This window comes from Pseudarthrobacter sulfonivorans (assembly GCF_031454915.1).
GTDB lineage: Bacteria > Actinomycetota > Actinomycetes > Actinomycetales > Micrococcaceae > Arthrobacter > Arthrobacter sulfonivorans_C.
In genome coordinates, this window is the sequence record NZ_JAVDRS010000007.1 from 261,262 (window position 1) to 279,616 (window position 18,355).

Genomic DNA, 18,355 nt, shown 5'->3' on the forward strand with positions numbered 1-18,355 from the left:
TTCCCCTTAGTTTCCGGCGGCAGTGGCCGCGGCTGTGTCTGCGTAGCGGCTGGGTGGGCGCTTGAGTCCCAGCAGTTCGCGGAAAGTGCCGTCAGGGACCGGGGCACGCAATGCGCCGCGGCGCCTTAGTTCGGGCAGGACCAGCCGGGAAAGTTCGTCCAGTTCCAGGGCGAGCGACGCCGGGTGGAGGCGGACGCCGTCGGTCTCCACCAGGAGGGACTCAAGGAGGTCCGCGAGGCCGGCTGCGGTGCCGGCGTAACGCGCGCGGCTGCTTTCGACGCCGGCCGCCCGCTCAGCCGCAGCCTGCCCGCGCGAGTCCAGGACGACGTCGAGCTCGGCCACCACGGCCACCGACGCACCGAAGCGGGCGCGCACGTCCCGCGCCTCCGCGGCCAGCAGTTCTGGCGTGGGCGCGGTGACAAGTACGGCGTCGACGGCATCCGCCGCAACCTGCCCCTCGCCGACCAGTGACGCAGCCGCCAGCACGGGCAACTGTCCCTGCAGCGGCCTGGGAATGATGGACGGTCCCTTCACAGAGTAGGCGGCCCCGGCAAAATCGGCCGGGGTTTCGAAGTCCGCATAGTGCAGCTTGTCCACATCGATGTACCGGCCGGTGGCGACGTCACGGATCACCGCGCCGTCCTCCCACGAGTCCCACAGCCGGCGGGACACCTCAATGGAGGCGGCGGCTTCCTGTACCAAGGCGACGCCACCCACAGAGGAGCGCCCGACGGCGGCGGCAGCCTCGGGCCGCTCCGCCGCGGTTGCGATCCACCCGGCACGGCCGCCGGAAACATAGTCGAGGCTTGCGAGCTGGGTGGAGACGTGGAAGGGCTCGGTGTAAACGGTGTCCACCTCGGGAACCAGCGCGATGGTCCGGGTTACCGGACCGGCATAGGCGGCGCGCTGCAGGGCGTTGGTGCGGCCCGGAATGGGCTCGTCCGCGAAGGTGGCCACGTGGAACCCTGCGGATTCGGCGGCAAGGACGGCTTCGGCAAGGCTGGCAAAGTCCCCGCCACCCCAGCCCGCACCATCGAGCTCGATCGCCAGGAAGCCTGCGTTGCCCGTCTTCGCGTTGTGGTCTTCTGGAGTGCTCACAGCTGGTCCTGCCGTTCGTAGGGAATCTTCTCGCCGGCCTCGATGGGCACCGGCAGCCGGTTTTCGGCGGGCGGCAGCGGGCAGGTGGCAAGGTCGGTGTAGGCGCAGGGCAGGTTCACGGCCCTGTTGAAGTCCAGCAGCACCGACCCGTCCGCGGTAGGAACCACCTGCAGCGAGCGGTTGGCCGCATAAGTGGTCCTGCCCGAGGTCTGGTCCGTGAACAGCACCGACAACGAGCCCGGGGTGTGGCCGTTGAACGCGGTCAGCGCCAGCTCCTGGCCGGAGAGCTTGAAGCGGATCTCGCCCGGCGCCTCGTAGACATGCTGGATGCCTTCGACGGCGGCACCCACCGTCGTGGGCCGCGGCGCCTCGAACGGCACAAAGGTTCCACGAACGGCGTACGCCGCATCCGGCGAGTAGGCCGGCGTGCCCTGGTAGCTGCGCAGCAGCCCGTTCTCAGGGTTCCGGGGCCGCACAATGTACTCGCCGCCGCGTTTGGCCACCTCAATGACCGTGTCGCCGGCCACCAGGTTGATGCCGCCGCGCTCCTCGATAGGGCCGAAAGTGACGGTGGCGCCCCCTTCGGAGTTCAGCTCCTGCCCGTCCCGCTGCAGGCTTTCGCCCGCCTCGAGAACTACGCGGACGACGTCGGCGTCCGCACGCCACGTGCCGGGCGCACCTTCCAGCCGGGTGGCTTCGCCGCCCAGCCAGTGCAGGTGGGTGACGGCCAGGAAGCCGTGCGGGTGTGCGCGGTTGCGCTCGTGGGCGGCGTGCCAGTCCTGCCAGTCGGCGTCGAAGGATTCGAGGGCGGTTTCAGTGTGCGTAGGCATGGGCGCTCCTGTTGGTGTTGAGGGCTACGGATTCCGGCCGGCTTCCGTAAGGGTCCCCGGCCTCCCACAAGGTGGTGGGGGCGGCGGCCCGGACGGCGGGGATGACCTCCAGCGCGAACCGGCCCAGGATGTCGAGCTGCTGTTCGAAGGGCAGCGTGGTGGGCAGGGAAATGGATTGCAGGTCGTGGCCGTAGAGCTCGTGGTAGCTGAGGATCTTGTCGATGACCTGTTCCGGGCTGCCCACGAGGGCGGGGCCCTCGGCGACGGCGTGCTGGATGTCGCGGAACGGCGAATTGTTCCCGGGGACGTTGCGGTTGGCCGTCAGGGCCTCGTAGACGGGGCCGTACTGGCGGATGGCTTCCTGTGTGGTGTCGGCAATGAACACCCCGCCGGCACCGCTGCCCGAACCCAGGAACCGCAGGCTGGGATCGTGGCCGTGACGCTCATACTCTTCCCGGTAATGATCGATCAGGAGCTTGTAGTTTTCCCGCGGTTGGATGGCGTTCGCGGTGAACAGCGGGTCGCCCCATTCCGCAGCAAGCGCGGCCGAGGTGAGGGTCGTAGCAGACCCGTGCCAAATCCGGGGCGGGCCGGCGAACGGCCGTGGCGTCGTGGTGGTCGGCTCGGTAAGCGGGGCGCGGAAGCGGCCGGACCAGGTGACGCCATCCTCGCGCCAGAGGCGTCGCAGCAGTCCGTACTTTTCGGCCAGCAGGTCCCATTGGTCATCCAGGTCCAGGCCAAAAAGTGGGTACTGCAGGACTTCGTTGCCTTTCCCAATCACCAGTTCCAGCCGGCCGCGGCTCAGCTGGTCGATGGTGGCGTAGTCCTCGGCCACCCGGACGGGGTCCAGGACGGGGTCCAGGACGGACAGCACGGTGACGCCGCTCTGCAGCCTGATCCGGTCCGTGACAGCGGCGATGGCAGCCAGGACGGTGGTGGGCGAGGATGAAATGAATTCGCCCGCATGGCGCTCCCCCACGGAGAAGCTGTCAAAGCCGAGCTCTTCGGCCCGGCGCGCCGTTTCCACCACCTGGTTGAGCCGGTCCGCGGTGGAAACGATCTCTCCCGTAACCGGATTCTCCAGGTGCGGGATGATGTCCAGGACCTGGAACTTCACTTTGCCGCCCCGGCCTGGCTGGCCGCGAAGGTTTCCTCCGTGACGGTTTTGGATTCCGCCAGCGCCTCCTCGGAGAGACCCCAACGCTCCAGGACCTTGGCGTAGGAGCCATCCTTGATGGCCGAGTTCAGTGCGTCAGTGACCGCGGGGGCGAGGCCATTGCCGCGAAGAGTGGTTGCGGCCACGACGGTTTCGGCGGGCCAGCCCGCGTTGACCTTGCCCACTACTTTCAGGTCATCGCGGGTGTTTTCCCGGTACACCGTGGACGGGTACGGGGCGATGTTGAGGTCAGTACGGCCGGAGGAGAGCGCCAGGATGGTGTCTGCGTCAGAGGAGTAGTACTGCAGCGTGGCGGGGACCTTGCCCTTGCCCTCCAGCTCCTTGTTCCAAGCCAGCAGGATCTTCTCCTGGTTGGTGCCGGAGCCCACGGAGACCTTCAGGCCGGAGATGTCGTCCGCGCCCTTGATGTCGTAGTTGGCGGATTTCTTGGCTTCGAAGCCCATGTACGCGGCCCTGTACGTGGCGAAATCGAAGAGCTTCACGCGCTCCGCGTTGATGCCAACATTGGAAAACACTGCTTCGAAGTCGCCGGACTGGGTCTTCAGCGGCCAGTTCTCCCAGGACGTGACCTGGACGTCCAGTTCCAGTCCCAGCTTGTCCGCCACCAGCTGGGCGAGGTCCAGTTCCACACCGATCGGCGTTTTGTCATCCGTGGCATGGGAGGACAGCGGGATGGACCCTGCCGTTGTGGCCACGGTGAGCTTGCCATCCTTGCCGACGACATCCGGGACCTTGGCGGCGAGCGCCGCGTCCTTCTCTCCCCGGATCCGCTGCTGGTCCGGGGAGGTGTTGTAGACAACGCCGTTGCGTGCCGCCGTCGTGGACCTTCCTTCGGACGCGGCGCCGGAGGCAGCCGCTCCCGGGTCCGAGCAGGCGGACAGTGCCGCAGTTCCAAGAAGTACGACGGCGGGCAGGGCCGCCAAAGTGCGTGCGCGGCCTCCGCGGCGGTTAAGGTCTGTGAAAAAAGCCATGGGAAGTTCCTTTAGATGTTGAAAGCCGGTTCGAGCACCTTGGAGAAGAAGCTCCGGGTACGGGGTTCCTGCGGGTTGGTGAAAATCTGCTCCGGGCTGCCCTGTTCCACGATTTGGCCCTGGTCCATAAACACCACCGTGTCCGCCACGTCCCGGGCGAAACCCATCTCGTGCGTCACGATGATCAGGGTGGTGCCGGACTTCGCGAGTTCGCGGATCACATCCAGCACCTCGTTGACCAGCTCGGGGTCCAGCGCGGACGTGGGCTCATCGAACAGCAGGATTTTCGGGTCCAGTGCCAGCGCCCGGGCAATCGCGACGCGCTGCTGCTGGCCGCCCGACAGCTGCCGGGGGTAGGCCCCGGCCCTGTCCTTGAGACCCACCCGGTCCAGGAGTTCCAGGGCGCGGCGGCGCGCTTCCTCCTTGGACCGGCCCTGGGCCACCACGGGAGCTTCACTCACGTTCTCCAGTGCGGTGAGATGCGGGAAGAGATTGAAGTTCTGGAACACCATGCCGATTTCGGTGCGCTGCTTCAGGATCGTCTTCTCGCGCAACTCGTGCAGGCGCTTGCCACGGACCTCGTAACCCACCAGTTTTCCGTCGATGGCGATGTGGCCGCCGTCGACCTTTTCCAGGTGGTTGATGGTGCGCAGCAGGGTGGACTTGCCGGAGCCGGACGGACCGACGATCACGGCCACTCCCCCGGGCTCGACCGTCAGGGTGATGCCCTTGAGCACTTCGGTGGCACCGAAGGATTTCCGGACCTTGGTGATTTCCACCAGGCCCCGCGTGGGTTCCAGGGCGGATCCAGTGGGAACGCCGGCGCGTTCAGTTTCTGCGGGGGTGCGGACGACGGCGGTGCTCATCGGGGGCTCCTTGCTCGGCTGGGTGCCACTGCGTGGGTGGCAAAGAATTTCCGGGCTCTCTGCAGCGGTGTCAGCGGCAGGTTCCGCAGGGCGCCCTTGGAGTAGTGCCGCTCGATGTAGTACTGGAAGACGCTCAGGACAGACGTGATCACCACGTACCAGAGCGTGGCCACAAGCAGCAGCGGCAGCACCTGCTGGGTCCGGTTGTAGATGACCTGCACGGTGTAGAACAGCTCCGAATAGGCCAGGACATAGACGATCGAGGTGCCCTTGACCAGGCCGATGATCTCGTTGAACGCTGTGGGCAGGATGGCCCGCATGGCCTGCGGCAGGACAATCCGGGTGGACCGGCGCCAGGCCGGGATGCCCAGTGCGGCCGCCGCTTCCAGCTGCCCCTGGTCCACGGAGAGGATGCCGCCGCGGATGATCTCCGCCGAGTAGGCCGCCTGGTTGAGGGTCAGGCCGAGCACCGCTGCCGCAAACTGGCTGATCAGTGTGGTGGTCTGGACCTCGAAGAAACGGACGTCGGTGAACGGGATGCCCAGGCTGATCTTCTCGTACAGGTAGCCCAGGTTGTACCAAAGGAGCATCTGGACCAGGAGCGGCGTGGAGCGGAAGATCCAGGAGAAGGTCCAGGAGACGGAGACCAGCAGCGGCGAGGCGGACAGCCGCATCAGCGCCAGGATGAAGCCCAGCACAAACCCCAGCAGGCCGGAAATGGCCGTCAGCTTCAGGGTTTCCAGGAGCCCGTTGACCACGGACTGGGCGGTGAACCACTGCGCCACCACACCCCACTCCCATCGCGGGTTGGTGGCCAGGGACCACGCGATGGCAACGACGCCCAGTGCCACTGCGGCCGTTCCCACCCATCGCCAGGGATGCTTCGAAGCCACCAGCGGGTAGCCGGAATAGTCCGTGGCTGGTGCCCTGGATCCTGGGTTGGTGCCGGACGGGCCGGATGGTCCGGCCCCGGTGGGCGCCGGTCCGGCAGCCAGCTGTGCTTGGGCTGACTGTGCTTGGGCTGACTGTGCTTGCTCCGGCTGTGCTTCTGCTGACTGGGCCGGCTGGGCCGCTTTGGTTACTGCTGAACTCATGCGCCACCTCATTTCGTCTGTCGGTGTTGGGGCATCCCGGACTGCTGCGCCGGGATCCTGGTGCCGGGGCGGGAAGCTCCGGGTTGCTGGCTGCAAATCTAGGGCCGCCGGGAAAGGGCCAGCAAGGCGCCAGGTTGCATTACTTCACCGGGCTTCGCACAGCGTCATGAGTCCGTTTCTTTCGCCGTTTGACGTGCGGTGACGCGGAGTTAACGGGCGTGACCAGGTCCTCGACCACCGCCATTTGCGCTGCCTAGCATGGGCACTCAACCGCCGTCCCGTCAGGAGTCGCCATGCCAGCGCACGCACCTTCCGTTGTCTTCATCGGCGGCGGTCCGCGGACGGCAGGCGTGCTGGAACGGATTGCCGCAAACCGGGCCGGACTGTTCCAGGGACCGCTGGATATTCACGTGGTGGAGCCCTATGAGCCCGGCTCGGGCCGGATCTGGCGGTACGACCAGCACCCCGGCCTGATGCTGAACTCGGCCGCCGCGGACGTCACCATGTTCACGGACGCCTCGGTGGCCTGCAGTGGCCCCGCCGCCGACGGGCCGGGCCTCGCCCAGTGGGCCGCCGGTGTGCTGGACGGCTCCATCACCGACGTCCCGGACTTCCCCGCGGCCCTCCGGGAACAGCTCCGAAACCTCACCGGGGCCACATTTCCCACGCGGCAGCTCCAGAGCCAGTACCTCGAGTGGTTCTTCCGCCGCGCCGGCGCGGCACTCGGCGGGGACGTCACGGTCCACCGCACCACCGCCGTCGCTGTAGAGCCCGCCGGCGGTCCCGCATCCGCTGCGTCCAACGGCACGGGGTCCAACGGCACGGGGCGCAACGGCTCCGCGTACGGCGCCGGCACCCACCTCGTGCGGCTGGCCAACGGCGGGACGCTGCGTGCCGACGTTGTGGTCACCGCGCTAGGCCACACGGACTCGCAGCCGGACGCCGATTCCGCTGCCTGGTCGGGCTTTGCCGCACGGCATGCCGGCTTCCACGCGGCACCCAGCTACACCACCGACGTCGACTACTCAGCCCTCGCACCCGGCCAGGATGTCATTGTGGCCGGGATGGGGCTGGCGTTTGTGGACCTGCTGGTGCTGCTGATGGAAGGGCGCGGCGGCCGGTTCGAGGAAACGGCCGGCGGCGGCCTGCGGTACCGGCCGTCCGGCCGGGAGCCCCGGCTGTGGGCGGGATCGCGGCGCGGGGTGCCCTACCACTCCAAGATTTCCGCGTCCCTGCCCGGCGAGGCCGCCGGTAACCTCCGCTTCTTCACGGCCGGCGCGGTGGACGCGCTGCTGGAGCAGCATGCCGAACTGGATTTCCACGCGCACCTGTGGCCGCTCATCGCCAAGGAGGCCGGGTACGGGTATTACCGGGAGTTGTTCACCGGCAGCCCCGGGCGGGTCAGTACTGGCTGGGCGGGGTTTTCCGCCCGCTTCGCCGAACTGGACTGGTACAGCACCGCACGGGAGGCCCTGGTGGCAGCCGCCGTTCCGGACCCTGCCCTGCGGCTGGACCTCGAAGCCCTGGACCGGCCCTTCGCGGGAAAATCGTTGGGTGGTTCCGCCGACGTCCAGGAGGCGGTGGCCCGCTACATCGAACAGGATCTCGCGCTCCGGGACAGTCCGGACCATCCCGAGACGATGGCTCTCTTTGTGGCGCTCCTGAAGGTGTACATGGACCTTGGCCGGCTGGTCCCGGCCGAGCGCCTCAACGCCAGGTCCCAGCAGACCGTCCACGGCTGGTGGCACGGATTCTTCAGCTTCGTGGACTCCGGGCCGCCACCACGCCGACTGCGCGAGATGCTGGCCCTGCACCAGGCAGGACTGCTTCGTTTCCTGGGGCCGGGCCTGAGCGTGGAGGCGGATGAGTCTACCGGCGAGTTTGTGGCCGCTTCGGCGCAGACCGGCTTCAGTGTCCGGGCCAAGGCGTTCATCGAGGCGCGGCTGCCGGCAACGTCCGTGGTCCGCTCACTGAATCCGCTGCTGGCCTCGCTGCACTCCGCCGGGCTGGGCAGCGAACAGCAGTTGCTCACCGCGGACGGCACCCACTCGACCGGAAAGCTGCTCGTCTCAGACCGCCATGAACTCTTGGACGGGCAGGGCCGGACGGGCGGCCGGCTCTTCGGCGTTGGCCCGGGAACGTCGGGCTGGGGAGCCGGCGCCTTTGCCAGGCCCAACACCAACGCCGCCCCGTTCCGCGAAAACGATGCCCTGGCAAGGACTGTCCTGGGCGTCGCAGCGGGGATTGTTTCCGCCCACCCAACTTCCACCCGCCCAACCGGACAGGACACACCTGCCGAACCCGCCGCCGTCGGAAGGCCCTGAAGGATGAATGTGAAGACCGGCTCTCCTGCTGGACCGGGCGCGCGGAACCCTGATGCGCTCAGCCGGCCACGGCTGGACCCGGCGGCGCTGGCAGTCTTGCTCCTGACCATGCACGATCCCCGGGTCCGCCCGCTCCTGGACGAGCTGGCCGTGGAGTACGACTCCCGTTACGGCGATCGTTTTGGCCGCGGCGCCGCCGCCGAGGAGCTCAACCGCTACCCGGCGTCGGAATTCGAAGGAACGGGCGGTGCCCTGCTGGTGGTCCAGGAGAACGGCGAGTCCGTGGCCGGCGGTGCCTTCCGCCGGTATGACGCGGACACCGCGGAGTTCAAGAGGATCTGGACCCACTCCGCGCACCGGCGCCGCGGGCTGGCCCGGGTGGTGCTGGCGGAGCTGGAGGCGCTGGCCGCCCAGCGTGGCTACCGGCGCGTCTATCTCACCACCGGGCCGCGCCAGCCCGAAGCGAAGCACCTGTACCTCACCACGGGATATGTGGCGCAGTTCGACGTCAACCAGGATCCGGAGTTAATTGGGTCGCTCGCATTCACCAAGAATCTGCCGGTGCCCCCGCTAAGCTAGCGGCATGGCCAAGAAAACCACTGCAGAGAAGCTTGCCACCATCCAGAAGGGCTACACCCTGGACGGTGCCACCATCGAGCTGGGTGCCGCCATTGTCGACGGCGAACTTCACAAGGAAGCCCAGATCCGGCTGCCGCTGTCCATGATGAACAGGCACGGCCTGGTGGCCGGCGCCACCGGCACCGGCAAGACCGTCACGCTGCACATGATGGCGGAGCAGCTGTCCGCGGCCGGCGTCCCCGTGTTCCTGGCGGACATTAAAGGCGATCTTTCCGGCCTGGCGACGGCCGCGGCCGGCAGCGAGAAGCTGAAGGCCCGCACGGACAGCATCGGCCAGGCCTGGGCCGGCAAGACCTACCCGGTGGAGTTCCTTGCCCTGGGCGGCGACGGCAACGGCATTCCGGTCCGGGCCACCATCACCTCGTTTGGCCCCATCCTGCTCTCCCGCGTGATGGAGCTCAACGACACCCAGGAATCCAGCCTGCAGCTGGTCTTCCACTTTGCGGACAAGAACAACCTTGAGCTGATCGACCTCAAGGACCTCCGCGCCGTGATCCAGTTCCTCACCTCGGACGAAGGCAAGGACGAGCTGGAGGAACTGGGCGGCCTGTCCAAAGCCACCGCCGGCGTCATCCTGCGCGAACTGGTGAACCTGGAGGCGCAGGGCCTGGAGAAGTTCTTCGGCGAGCCGGAGTTCGATACCGCCGAGCTGCTCCGGACCGCCCCGGACGGCCGCGGTGTAGTGACCTGCCTGGAGCTCCCCACGCTGCAGACCAAGCCGATGCTTTTCTCGACCTTCCTGATGTGGCTGCTGGCAGACCTTTTCGAGGACCTGCCCGAGGCCGGCGACCTGGACAAGCCCAAGCTCGTGTTCTTCCTTGACGAGGCCCACCTGCTCTTCAACGGCGCGTCCAAGGCCTTCCTGAACGCCATCACCACCACCGTCCGGCTGATCCGTTCCAAGGGTGTGGGTATCTTTTTCGTCACCCAGACCCCCAAGGATGTCCCCGCCGACGTCCTTGGCCAGCTGGCCAACCGCATCCAGCATGCCCTCCGCGCGTTCACACCGGAGGATGCCAAGGCCCTGAAAGCCACGGTCTCCACCTTCCCGGTCAGTGACTACGACCTCGAGGAAACCCTCACGTCCGCGGGGATCGGCGAGGCTGTCATCACCGTGATGAACGAGAAGGGTGCGCCGACGCCGGTTGCCCTCACCCGTCTGCGGGCCCCGGAATCGGTCATGGGCCCCAGCACGGATGAGCTCATCCAGAACACTGTTGCGGGTTCCGCGCTGCTTTCCAAGTACGGGACGGCCGTGGACAACATCTCCGCCTACGAGAAACTCACGGGCAAAGCCGCAGCCCCCACCGGCGACGCTGCCCCCGGCCAGCCCCCGGTCCCCAGCAGCGCCGGACGAGGCGATGCCGGGCAAGCAGGTGGCAGCCAGGCCGACGTCGACGCCGAGGCCCGCCGGATCGAAGAGGAAATCCTCGGCCGGCCGAGCAGCCGACCTGCACCGGCCCCGGACCGCGGGTCCGCTCCTGAGCGGGCCCGGGCACCGCGTGCACCCGAACCGGCAGCCCCGGCAGGTGGCGGGATCGCGGGCGACCTCGCCGGCGTCCTGGGCGGCGCGCTGGGCGGCGGACTCAAGAGCATGGTCCGGTCCATGGGCACCCAACTCGGCCGCGAGCTGCTCCGCGGCGTCTTCGGCACCTCGTCCCGGCGCCGCCGTTAGGCAAAAACCGGACGATGCCCCGTTCCGTACCCCCGCCGTCGGGCGTCAGGAAGCCGCCGCTCCCCATCAGGAGGGGTGGCCCCTACACCAGTGTTCAGCAGCCTTACAGGTAACGTAAGGGGCGTGCAGATGAGTCAAGCGTTGGTGAGGAAAGCAGCAGGGTGGCTGCTGGGCCTCATGCTTGCCGTGGCCGCTGCCATTGTAGGCGTCAACGTGGTGAACAATACCGTGGCAAGTCCGCAGCAGCCGGTCCGCGAATACCTGGACGCCCTGCGCGATGGCGACGGCGGCAGGGCCCTGGGTCTGCTCCGCGCCACGGTGCCGCCCAGCAACGCCGCCATGCTTGATGGGACGGCGCTGCAGACGGCTGCCTCGCGCCTGGCGAACATCACCATCGGCGATCCCGAGGAACGCTCGGACAGCCAGGTCCTGGTGCCGGTGCAGTACACGATCGACGGCAGCAGGCTGCGCACCGACTTCCTGCTGCAGCGGACCGGGACGGAGTGGCTGTTCTTCAACACCTGGGCGTTTGTTCCGTCGCGGCTGCCCACGGTGGGCGTCACCGTGGTCAACGCCAGCGAAGCGAACCTCAACGGCGTCCCGGTGAACATGCCCGCGGGCCAGAATTCCTTCGCCGTGTTCTATCCCGGCGAATATGAAGCATCCCTCAACGGTGAATACTTCGCTGCCCCCTCCACCCGCGCCACCATCACGTCCCGCGATGCTCCGGCGGCTCCGCTGAACCTGTTGACCGAGGCCACCGAGCGTCTTCGGGAGGACGTGGGCCAGAGCGTGAAGGAGTTCCTGGACGGCTGCGCAGCCGAAGCCGTAAAACAGCAAAGGCTGCAGCCGGACTGCCCCTTCTACTTCGCCAGCACCAATAACGTGGACGACGGCACGATCAAGTGGACGATCACGGAGTACCCGGAGATTTCCATCGAGCCCTTTGACGGCCGGTGGGTGGTTGCTCCCCTGGATGGCAAGGCCCGGGTGGAGGCTGTCCAGCAGAGCGCCTTCACAGGTGCGTGGTTCCCGCTCGACGAAGAGGTGGACTTCAGCTTCACCACCCGCCTGGACGTCGACGGCGACACCATCAAGGTCACCCCGCTCCTGAGCTACTAGGGCCGGCCTGCCGCACTGGCCCACTGCCGCGCTGGCCCACCTTGGCAGCTCGTTTGGTGTATCACCAGCCGTCCTGACCACGGTGGCCCTGATAGCTGGGCTGGTTCGGTTGGGGCCAGCGCAGCGACCCCCGGGCCAGCACTTCCCGGACCTGCGCCAGAACAGACCCGGGTGCATGGACTACGTCATCGTAGAAGAACCTGAGCACCGGCAGTCCCTTGAGTGTTGCGGAGTTATCCCTGCGGCGGTCCTTCTTGAACTGCCGTGGTTCGACGTGGAAGGCGATCCCGTCAATTTCCACGATGAGGAACCCCTCCAACAGAAGTCCACTCGCCCAATGTCATCGATCCAGACTTGGGCCTCGGTGGAAATGCCCGCATCTCTGAACAGCACTCTCGCCAAGGTCTCGAGGAGTGAATCCGCACTCCGATCAACCTTGGCCAGTACATTCCGCGCCTTGCCCGAACGGTTACCGGGCAGGTGGCCGAGTAGATAAGCGGGGTCGATGTCACCCCGGGTGTACGCACACTCCACCATTACCAAGGATTCCAGTTCCGGCAGGCACAGCAGGGCATGCAGCAATACATCCGGAAGTGCTGCAAGAGTCCCATGTTGGCGTGGCTGCGTCAGCGCGAGACGATCGCTGACGCACCGGGCGGCGTTCCGGCCGTTGCTCTGCCAGTAGTGAGGCTGCACCGGGGGACGAGGCTGCCAGAGCCCGAACATCGGGGCGGCCGACACGCATGTGATCAGCCCGCGGGCGAGTCCTGCGGCCAGCAATTCCGGATCAGCACCTGCTACAGCCACCAGGCCTCGCTCCAGGCGGATGACATCGCCGCTCCGCACCCCCCTGCGGAGGCCCGTTTCTGTTGCACCCGCGGGCCAGTACATCCCGCGTCAGCAGCACTCCCCCAGCCGACCGGAGGATCTCCGTTGCGTCCATAAAGCCACGATGTCGGCCGCCCGAACGTGCGGACAGGCCCGAAGCAGGCTATGTGGACAACAACGGGACACGGACTGGCCCGACGCCAGTAGTGACAGAACTGGCCCGGCTCCCGGCCACCAAGGGTCGAAAACCGGGCCAGTTCAGCACCTGGCAGAAGTCGGAACGGCGGTGATCAGTCCATGCCGCGCAGGTCCAGGACCAGCTCCGTGTCACCGTCGTCCGTCAGCAGGACAGGAATGCCCCAGTCCTGTTGGTACAGGTGGCACGCGGCGTGGTCCGGGATCTCGCCGTCCTCGTTGTCGGGACCGTCGCAGGCCGCGGCACGGGCGGTGATGTGCAGGACGCCCTCCGAAATGCCCGACGCCAGTTCCAGCGTCCGGAGCAGGCCCACGGAGGTGCCGCCGCCGGCCACGATAAGTTCCGGCGGGGTGGAGGAGATCTTCAGCTGTGTGGGATCGCCCCACCGGTCGTCGAGTTTCTGGCCTGTGGGCGCCGTGAATCGGACGGTCAGCTCCAGGAGGCCGGGGGCCACGGGGCTCTTGGGCCGGTGGGTCTGCGATGCGCCCTCGTCCACCTGCTGGGCTTCCTTGGGGATGGGCACGTAGACCAACTGGTGCTTGTTGGCCTCCACCACCACCAGGAACGGCTCGGAGCCCACCGAATGTGTGTGGTCCACAATCACGTCGGAAGGTTCGGAGAGTCCCCTCGCCAGCGTGGAGACCTTGCCTGTCACGGGGTCGTAGCGGCGCACGGCACCGTTGTAGGTGTCGGCGATGGCCACCGAGCCGTCAGGCAGGACGGTGACGCCCAGCGGGTGCTGCAGACGGGCATCGGCCGCGTCCCCGTCACGGAAGCCGAAGTCGAAGAGCCCCTTGCCCGCGGCGGTTTCCACGGTGACCGTGCCGGCGTCGTCAATTGCCAGCTTGCGGAGGGCGGACGTTTCGGAGTCCGCCACCCAGATGTTGCCATCGGCGTCCTCGGCCAGGCCGGAGGGCTGCGCGAACCAGGCCTCGTGGGCGGGGCCGTTCAGGAGGCCTTCCAGTCCGTTGCCGGCAATGATTGCCACGGAACCGGTGAGCGGGTCGAAGCTGAAGATCTGGTGCGTGCCGGCCATGGCGATGATCACGGCGTTGAGCTTGGTGGACCAGACAACGTCCCAGGGGGAGCTGAGCGAAACCTCCAGCGGGTGTTCACTGAGCTGGCCGGTAAACCCGGCGGCATCCTCGTCCACACGCGCGGGGCCCGTTTCCAGGAGCCGTTGAACGCCGTTGCCCACAATCGTCGTGGCTGTCCCGTCCGTCAGCGACACTCCGCGCAGGCGGTGGTTGACGGAGTCGGCAATGACGACGTCGTAGCCTGCCTTCGCTGCCACGTCCTCCGGAAGCAGCACGAGGCCTTGCGGCTCGTTGAACTGGGCAGTCGGCGAGACTGAGTCGACGTCCGCTGCGGGACCGTCGGCGAAGCCCCTGGTGCCTGAACCGTAGGTACGAAGCACCGTCTGGAAGTCCGTGCCCAGCTCCACGAGACGGTGGTGGCCGGTATCCGTGACGAGCCAGGTGCCGGCGTCGGGCGTTCCGGCGTCGGGCGTTCCGGCGTCGGAAGTGCTTTCGGCGGAAGAGCCGCGTCCGGCAGGGAGGAAGAGTGCCTTGCCCGGGAAGCGCAGCGTGCCCGAGGTGGGTTCCGGTGCCACGTAGGGGCCGGAGCCGCGGTGCAGCGTGCCCTTGGCCTCATGCTCGGCGATCAGCTCGGGGATAAGTACGGCCAGGCCGTCGGCGTGGCCTTCACCGGAGAGGTGGGCAACGATGTAACCCTCGGGGTCGATGACCACCAGGGTGGGCCAGGCGCGCGCCGTGTAGGCCTTCCAGGTATCCAGCTCGGGATCATCCAGGACCGGGTGGTGGATTTCGTAGCGCTCCACGGCAGCGGCCAGCGCTACGGGATCTGCCTCGTGCTCGAACTTGGGCGAGTGCACACCCACGGTGACCAGGACATCGGAGAATTTCTCCTCGAGCGGGCGCAACTCATCGAGGACGTGCAGGCAGTTGATGCAGCAGAACGTCCAGAAGTCGAGCAGCACGATCTTGCCGCGCAGCGCTTCGAGGTCAAGCGACTTCCCACCGGTGTTGAGCCAGTTGCGGCCCACCAGTTCGGAGGCGCGGACCCGGAGTTTGGTGCGTACGGTTTCGCTCATCAGCGTCCTTCCAGCTTTGAGTTGCGTTCAGCCAATCTGGCATCGCGTTCGGCCAATTTGGCAAACATATCGTTGTAAGCAGTGAGATCGGCGTCGTTATTCCTGTCCGCCGCGCGGTCCACGCGCTTGGTCTCCCGTTGATCGGAACGGGACCACATGATTGCGACGCCGATAGCCACCAGCAGGGTGGGTACTTCGCCGATGCCCCAGGTCACCGCGCCGCCCACTTGCTGGTCCAGGAGAGCTGACGGTCCCCACGTCCGGCCGAGGTTGCCGAAGTAATCCGCGGCCAACAAGCTGGTCCCGCCCATGATCGTGACGCCGAAGAAGGCGTGGAAAGCCATGGTGGCCAGCAGGAGGAGCAACCGCAAGGGATACGGTGCACGGCGCGGCAACGGGTCCGTGCCGATCATGCTCAGCACGAAGATGTACCCCGTGAGCAGGAAATGCAGGTTCATCAGCTCGTGTCCCACATGCTCCCGCATGGCGAAGCCGAAGGCGTCCGAGAAGTAGAACAGGACAATGGAGCCGGCGAAGTTGGCGGCGGCGAACAGCGGGTGGGTCACTACCTGGGAGAACTTGGAGTGCACAAAAACCAAAATCCACTCACGCAGTCCCCGGGAACCGTCCGCACGGGCAGGCAGGGCCCTCAACGCCAGCGTCACCGGAGCGCCCAGCACCAGGAAGATCGGCGCCACCATGGTCAGCGCCATGTGGCCAACCATGTGGGCGGAGAACAGCACCATACCGTAAACCGTTGGCGGCCCTGACGTGATGTACGTCAGCACCAAGAGGCCGATCACCCAGTTCACCGAGCGGAACCACTGCCATTTGTCACCGCGCCGGCGGACCTTGGCCACTCCGAGGAAGTAGGCCACCAGTAAGAAGATCACCGCCGCTACCCAGAGCCAGTCAATGCGCCACTCGGTCAGCCATCGCTCCGAAGTCAGTTCGGGCGGCAGCTCGTAGCCGGAGAGGATGAAGGCCGGGGTTGCGTCCGGCGCAAACGTCGTGGGCTCTGGCGGTGCGGAACGGCTCAGGGCGACCGCGAGACCCGACGTGGCGCCCATGATCAGGAGTTCTGCGAGTACCAGCTGCCACAGCACGCGGCGGGAGGACAAAGCCCGGCCCTTCCGGTTCAGCTGCGGGATGACCCACTGCCGGTGCATCAAGCCGATTCCGCCCAGGACCAGGGTGGCCGCGGACTTCGCGAGGATCAGCTGGCCGTAAGGGGATCCAAAAAGGTCCGCCCAGTTGGTGACGCGGATGCTGGCGTTGATGACACCGGAGGCAAATACCAGCACAAAGGCAAAGCCGGCCAGGGATGAGAAACGCCGCAGCGTCTGATCAGTGATGTCGGCAACGGCACCGGGCTTCGAGCCCGTCAGGATGCCGGACAGCAGCGCCAGCAGGATGATGCCGCCCACCCAGACGCTGACGCCAACCAGGTGCAGGCCCAGGGAGTTGACGGCCCCGGAGTGGTCCGACGAGCTCGACGAGTGGCCGATCAGGGCGGCCGGCACCAGCCCGCCAAGGGCCAGGACCAGGGTGAGCGCGAGACCGCCAAGGGACCTGACGCCGAACAGGGCAGTGGTCACCACGGCCCCGATGATCGTTACGGCCAGCCAGGCGCGGCCGGTGTCGATGTCGGTCATGAAGTACACCAGGGCACGGGTGTACTCCGCGTCCCCGGCGAGGCCCTGGCCCGCGACGTCCGAGTAGGTGAGCACCAGCACGGCAATGGCTGACAGTGTCCAGGCGGCACCGGCAGCGCCCGCTATGGCCAGTGCGCGGGCAAAGGCCGGATGCTCGGGGGCGTCGCCATCATGGGTCCGGGACCGCGGACCGGAACTCCTGGGCAGAATGCCGACCGCAAAGATCAGGCCGCCGATGACCGTTGCCAGGGACACATTGTGGATTGCTTTGCTGATGGGGAGTCCCCACCGGACGAGGGCTCCGGGGTCGGAGACGTCCCGGGCTGCGGCGGCACCGGAGAACAGCAGTGCTGCGGCCAGCCCCAGGAACAGGGCTGCGAGACCCAGAAGCTGCAAGGCCCGCGAAATCCCCACGGCGCCGGCATCCCGCGCTGCAGCGCCCCCGCCGGAGGCCGGTTGGGGTGCTGTGGGACGGGACTTTGCTGCAGAAGGCACCTATCCATTGTCCGCTAAGCGTGCCGAGGCGGCGAATCGGGTCCGCGCCGCCGAACGCAAAGGAGCGGCAACCCTGAGGTTGCCGCTCCTTGGCTGGTGCTGAAGAAGACTACTTCTTCTTGGCGACGGCAGCCTTCAGCTTGGAGCCGGCGGTCAGCTTGACGCTGTGGCCTGCTGCGATCTGGATGGTCTCGCCGGTCTGCGGGTTACGGCCGGTGCGAGCTGCACGGTCGGTGCGCTCGACTGCAAGCCAGCCCGGGATGGTGATCTTCTCGCCGGCGGCGACAGACGTCTCGAAAACCTCGAACAGTGCATCGAGGACGGAGTTGACGGCTGCCTGGCTGGTGCCGGCCTTGCCTGCTACCTCTGAAACAAGTTCACTACGGTTCTTAGCCATTGATGTCCTCCTGGACGGTCACGATTTCTGGAGCCTGAACGCGGCATGCGTGCAAGCCACTGTTCGAAAACTTACCAGCTTGGGCCGCCGAGGTCCGCAAATTCCGCGTGTTTCCGCGACTTTTTGACTAAAATCACCGGATTTCCGGGCATTTGCGGGGGAATTGCGCCCACAGCGGACGCTCTCGCAGTTGATGCGGGATTTCGGGAAACCCTCTCGCAGTTGCTGTGGGGTTCGGGGGCCCGCCGCGGTGTGCCGGGTTCGGCGGCGGTGCGGGCTGTGGGTTCCGGGTCCGCGGTCGCGGGCCGTGGGGTGCCGGGTCCGCGGGTGCCGGGTCCGTGGGTGCCGGGTCTGCGGGTGGGTCCTGGCGGGGTCTTGGGGGTTGGGTGGTTAAAGTGGGAGACCCCCCAACACGTGTGTGTTGGGGGGTCTCGACCTTAATGATGTTCCGGCGGTGACCTACTCTCCCACACCCTCCCGGGTGCAGTACCATCGGCGCTGTGGGTCTTAGCTTCCGGGTTCGGAATGGGACCGGGCGTTTCCCCCACGCTATGACCGCCGTAACCCTGTTACCCGTCACACCCGGGGGGTGTGTGGGAAATCTTGTGGTTACAACATGCTCCTGCCGGTTAGGGCAGGTGTGGTGTTGTTATGTTGTTGTGTTTTTTGTTCCCTGCAACAATTGGTTTGTTGTTTGGGAACCACATAGTGGACGCAAGCAGTCTTGTTTTCTTTTTACCAGTGCTTGGTGTGAACGTCTTTTGAAATCCGTTCACGCAGTGGTGTGTGGTGTAAGTTATCGGCCTATTAGTACCGGTCAGCTTCACGAGTCGTTAGTCCTCGCTTCCACATCCGGCCTATCAACCCAGTGGTCT

Annotated in this window: 14 protein-coding genes and 1 rRNA gene; 4 read left to right on the forward strand and 11 right to left on the reverse strand. The window is 66.7% G+C overall.

Going from position 1 to position 18,355, the window contains the following annotated elements:
* Positions 1-6: 6 nt before the first annotated feature.
* Genes J2808_RS16535 through J2808_RS16560 form a run of 6 tightly spaced genes read right to left on the reverse strand, consistent with a single transcriptional unit; the run spans position 7 to position 6,036 of the window.
* Positions 7-1,098 (reverse strand): LLM class flavin-dependent oxidoreductase, encoded by a 1,092-nt coding sequence (locus tag J2808_RS16535; RefSeq protein ID WP_309818768.1) that lies wholly within the window; start codon positions 1,096-1,098, stop codon positions 7-9.
* Positions 1,095-1,928: a DUF1684 domain-containing protein gene (locus tag J2808_RS16540; protein WP_309818769.1), complete on the reverse strand. Its 834-nt coding sequence runs from the start codon at positions 1,926-1,928 to the stop codon at positions 1,095-1,097. The genes J2808_RS16535 and J2808_RS16540 overlap by 4 nt, the downstream gene beginning before the upstream one ends.
* On the reverse strand, positions 1,912-3,045 hold the full coding sequence (locus tag J2808_RS16545) for an LLM class flavin-dependent oxidoreductase (RefSeq protein ID WP_309818770.1): 1,134 nt from the start codon (positions 3,043-3,045) through the stop codon (positions 1,912-1,914). The genes J2808_RS16540 and J2808_RS16545 overlap by 17 nt, the downstream gene beginning before the upstream one ends.
* Positions 3,042-4,076, reverse strand: coding sequence for a transporter substrate-binding domain-containing protein (locus J2808_RS16550; RefSeq protein WP_309818772.1), 1,035 nt, complete (start codon positions 4,074-4,076; stop codon positions 3,042-3,044). Before J2808_RS16550 ends, J2808_RS16545 begins: the two co-directional genes overlap by 4 nt.
* 11 nt (positions 4,077-4,087) lie before the next feature.
* Positions 4,088-4,942 (reverse strand): amino acid ABC transporter ATP-binding protein, encoded by an 855-nt coding sequence (locus tag J2808_RS16555; RefSeq protein WP_309818773.1) that lies wholly within the window; start codon positions 4,940-4,942, stop codon positions 4,088-4,090.
* Positions 4,939-6,036 carry an amino acid ABC transporter permease gene (locus tag J2808_RS16560; protein WP_309818774.1) on the reverse strand — a complete coding sequence of 366 codons (1,098 nt, stop codon included), beginning with the start codon at positions 6,034-6,036 and terminating at the stop codon, positions 4,939-4,941. Before J2808_RS16560 ends, J2808_RS16555 begins: the two co-directional genes overlap by 4 nt.
* Positions 6,037-6,329: 293 nt before the next feature.
* On the opposite strand from J2808_RS16560, the gene J2808_RS16565 reads away from it, so the two are divergent.
* The 4 genes from J2808_RS16565 to J2808_RS16580 all read left to right on the forward strand — a co-directional run bounded on the left by J2808_RS16565 (position 6,330) and on the right by J2808_RS16580 (position 11,796).
* The gene (locus J2808_RS16565) at positions 6,330-8,360 is read left to right on the forward strand and encodes an FAD/NAD(P)-binding protein (protein WP_309818775.1); all 2,031 of its coding nucleotides are present in this window, start codon (positions 6,330-6,332) and stop codon (positions 8,358-8,360) included.
* A gap of 108 nt (positions 8,361-8,468) precedes the next feature.
* Entirely contained in the window at positions 8,469-8,939 is a 471-nt protein-coding gene (locus tag J2808_RS16570) for a GNAT family N-acetyltransferase (RefSeq protein WP_309818796.1), read from the forward strand.
* Between the two features lie 4 nt (positions 8,940-8,943).
* On the forward strand, positions 8,944-10,674 hold the full coding sequence (locus J2808_RS16575) for a helicase HerA-like domain-containing protein (RefSeq protein ID WP_309818776.1): 1,731 nt from the start codon (positions 8,944-8,946) through the stop codon (positions 10,672-10,674).
* 129 nt (positions 10,675-10,803) lie between these two features.
* On the forward strand, positions 10,804-11,796 hold the full coding sequence (locus J2808_RS16580; RefSeq protein WP_309818777.1) for a hypothetical protein: 993 nt from the start codon (positions 10,804-10,806) through the stop codon (positions 11,794-11,796).
* Between the two features lie 61 nt (positions 11,797-11,857).
* Here J2808_RS16580 and J2808_RS16585 read toward each other — a convergent pair whose 3' ends face one another.
* The 5 genes from J2808_RS16585 to rrf form a co-directional block, all read right to left on the reverse strand.
* Positions 11,858-12,097, reverse strand: a complete 240-nt coding sequence (locus tag J2808_RS16585) for a DUF559 domain-containing protein (RefSeq protein WP_309818778.1) — start codon at positions 12,095-12,097, stop codon at positions 11,858-11,860.
* Between the two features lie 817 nt (positions 12,098-12,914).
* The gene (locus tag J2808_RS16590; RefSeq protein WP_309818779.1) at positions 12,915-14,933 is read right to left on the reverse strand and encodes an NHL domain-containing thioredoxin family protein; all 2,019 of its coding nucleotides are present in this window, start codon (positions 14,931-14,933) and stop codon (positions 12,915-12,917) included.
* Entirely contained in the window at positions 14,933-17,083 is a 2,151-nt protein-coding gene (locus J2808_RS16595; RefSeq protein ID WP_309818780.1) for a bifunctional copper resistance protein CopD/cytochrome c oxidase assembly protein, read from the reverse strand. The genes J2808_RS16590 and J2808_RS16595 overlap by 1 nt, the downstream gene beginning before the upstream one ends.
* 109 nt (positions 17,084-17,192) lie before the next feature.
* Positions 17,193-17,480 (reverse strand): HU family DNA-binding protein, encoded by a 288-nt coding sequence (locus J2808_RS16600; RefSeq protein ID WP_056341443.1) that lies wholly within the window; start codon positions 17,478-17,480, stop codon positions 17,193-17,195.
* 446 nt (positions 17,481-17,926) lie between these two features.
* Positions 17,927-18,043 (reverse strand): 5S ribosomal RNA (gene rrf, locus J2808_RS16605).
* Positions 18,044-18,355 lie beyond the last annotated feature (312 nt).